This is a genomic window from Endozoicomonas sp. ONNA1 (genome assembly GCF_024606325.1).
In the GTDB taxonomy this organism is placed as follows: Bacteria; Pseudomonadota; Gammaproteobacteria; order Pseudomonadales; family Endozoicomonadaceae; genus Endozoicomonas_A.
On the sequence record NZ_JAHHPN010000784.1, the window covers coordinates 1 to 2692 of the forward strand.

General features: G+C 45.7%; 3 protein-coding genes and 1 tRNA gene. 2 read left to right on the plus strand and 2 right to left on the minus strand.

Going from position 1 to position 2692, the window contains the following annotated elements; genetic code table 11:
- Positions 1-937, plus strand: a 937-nt coding sequence (gene traF / locus KDK19_RS18715) for a conjugal transfer protein TraF (RefSeq protein WP_257292593.1), incomplete at its 5' end; no start/stop codon positions are given.
- Positions 906-1190 carry a hypothetical protein gene (locus KDK19_RS18720; RefSeq protein ID WP_257279637.1) on the plus strand — a complete coding sequence of 95 codons (285 nt, stop codon included), beginning with the start codon at positions 906-908 and terminating at the stop codon, positions 1188-1190. The genes traF and KDK19_RS18720, both read left to right, overlap by 32 nt.
- Before the next feature lie 12 nt (positions 1191-1202).
- On the opposite strand, the gene KDK19_RS18725 is transcribed toward KDK19_RS18720, so the two are convergent.
- On the minus strand, positions 1203-2243 hold the full coding sequence (locus tag KDK19_RS18725; protein ID WP_257292594.1) for a tyrosine-type recombinase/integrase: 1041 nt from the start codon (positions 2241-2243) through the stop codon (positions 1203-1205).
- Between the two features lie 241 nt (positions 2244-2484).
- Positions 2485-2572, minus strand: a tRNA-Leu gene (locus KDK19_RS18730).
- Positions 2573-2692: the final 120 nt, after the last annotated feature.

Here is a 2692-nt window from a genome sequence, read left to right on the forward strand (position 1 = left end):
TATGTCTGGGATGGTGGACAGCCAACTGGCAGAAGAAAGTCTGATGCCCTTCGTTGTGCTATTAGTCGGAATATGTTCAGTGACTGCTTCAGCTGAACAACAATGGTTTAGTCGCCACTCCGAAGGCTGGTTCTGGTATGAGCAGATTGCCGAGCCAGAAACCGACGAGAATGTAGCCAACGATCAAACCAAAAGACACCAGCCACTCACAACCGCATGGATCAGAGATAACATCGGTCAATACCTGGACAAAGCCATCGAGCTTCCCAGTAGAGAAAACGTCAGTAACTACCTCTATCTCGACAGGTTGATAAAAGAAAAAGCAGAACGGTTTGCCCGTGTCGGAAAACAGGTGATTGAAAGTGACCCATTGCTGGATGAAAACGTTCGTCGCCCTATATCCCCAGCTGCCGCCAAAATAAGTGATGACATGGTGCAACACGCCAGGCAACAGGTTTTACAGAAAATAGCGAAAATTGCCGGGCTCGTTTTTTACTATCAAGGAAGGTGCAGGCTGTGTCAGTTGCAGGCTCAGACATTAATGGCATTAAGCCAGCACTACAGCTTCAAACTGATTTCCTTTTCTACTGATGGCGAGCTTATTCCTGATTTGCCTGACAGTCGAATCGACAGAGAACCCAGTCCAACACTCAACATACAAGCCTACCCTGCTCTGTTTTTGATGAAACCACCCGACGAAATTATTCAGCTTCGGCAGGGAGTCATTTCTTATATTGATTTGCATAACCGTATTGTTGAAGCAGCCCATGAAGCCCAATGGATTAGCGAGCAGGACTACAAAAGCACGTTAATTGTCCGGGATGTCTGGAATGACGCCAGCGCAAACGCAATTCCACTCGCAGGTCGCAAGCTCAAAAAACATCATTCAATAGGTGAAATTGATCATGAACAGTCAAAATCAGCTCTGGTCCATTAAGCGTATCGCTGACTTCCTTGATCTCTCAGTGAACTACACACGAAATGTCATCGTGAAGCAGGCAAACTTTCCCGAACCAAGATTTTCAATCATCGAGGTCAATGGAAAAAAACAAAAAAGCAAACCACGCTGGCTCGATAAGGAAATCAGTGAATGGGTGAGTCAGGAGTACTGCCCCCGATCTGAAATGGAAGAAAAGCAACCTGTAAAACGAGGACGCAAAAGAAGGGTATCAGATGAATTCCAAATCTGAACCGTTTGATTTTCAAGCCAATTTACAAGAAAAATCCTTTGCAGTTTTTCTGAAGTATTTCAGTGTCCTGTTCATATCGGTGTGACCTGCCTGCTTTGCCAACTCAAAGGGTGTCAGTTTCTCAGATAACCGGGTGAGCGCCTCATGTCTGGAATCACGAAATTCAAGATCGTCGACCAGAGTTTTTCTAACAGCGATGCTAAATATAGAACTTACGTTCAGTTTTGAGCTGGAAAACCAATAGTCACCCTCTGTTTTCCCTAACAGTAATAACCGGACTGCTTCACTGGACAGTGCCAGTGTCTTTTTCTTCTTCTCTTTTGTTCTCTCTGCGGAAAGGTTGATCACCCTGTTATCAAAATCGATTTCACTGGCTACCAGATATTTCACTTCCTGTTGCCTCATCGCCGTTTCGATGCATAGCTTCCACAGCAGTGCCACCGTTTGAGCCGGTGTTTCAGGAGCCTTTTGATCTTCCCAATGATCCAGCGCAAAAAGTACCTGCTGAATTTCTTCTTCTGACACTCTGCGATCCCTTGATGCTGATCGATCATCGGCAAATTTGACACTGGCAAAGGGCGACTTTTCGATATATCCCCATTCCCGAGCCATCGTAAACACATTACACAAGAAATTCTTCTCCCTGGCTACTGAGCTTTCCTTGACCGAACTGAGTCGGCTCATTTTCCACTCAGCAATGTGAAAGCTCTTGATGGAAGAAATGGGTTTATCCATCAAATCAGGCAGAGGGGAATGATTCTGGTTGGTCGCCATCTGCTGAAACCGCTGATTCTCGCGTAATGCGGTTTCCCTGCCTTTCTTCCTTGGACTGACTTCATCAACGTATCGAACAAATGTTTCTCTAAGGGTTTTTCGATGCAACTGATGACGCATGACCTCTTCTGCATTCTTCCCATATTCATCAATTTTTCGCTCAAGGCTGGAAGCCCATAAAGCAGCTTCTTTTTTTGTGTCGAACGTGCGGGCCTGGTCAAGGCCCTTTTTTCTAACCCGGGCCAACCAACCAGCTTTTCTCTTTTCGAGCCTGGCCATAACAACCTCCGCATTTTTCTGAGGAAGGTAAAAACTGCATGAATTCTGTGCCAACCCCAGTGCCAAAAATGAGTGGCACAAATGACACAAGCGAAGTTTAGCAAGATGGAGAATGATCAATAAAAGAAATGGTTATATAGGGAGGATTGAGCGCAAGACTCTGGCGCAGTAATCGTATAGTGAAAAAACGTGAGAAACAGGCACAAAAAAAGCCTCCCATTTCTAGAAGACTTTTTGGAGTTGGTGCCCGGAGCCGGAATCGAACCGGCACGATCTTAACGATCGGCAGATTTTAAGTCTGCTGTGTCTACCAATTTCACCACCCGGGCGACAGGAATAGCTTATCTATTCCAGTCGAAAAAAAACAGGCTAGCCAACCTGTTTTTTCCAGCTTTGGAGGCGAGTACCGGAGTCGAACCGGTCTAAATGGAGTTGCAGTCCACTGCATA

Coding starts and splice junctions, on each gene's coding strand:
- KDK19_RS18720 (WP_257279637.1), top strand. CDS start 906: ATGAACAGTCAAAATCAGCTCTGGTCCATTAAGCGTATCGCTGACTTC.
- KDK19_RS18725 (WP_257292594.1), bottom strand. CDS start 2,243: ATGGCCAGGCTCGAAAAGAGAAAAGCTGGTTGGTTGGCCCGGGTTAGA.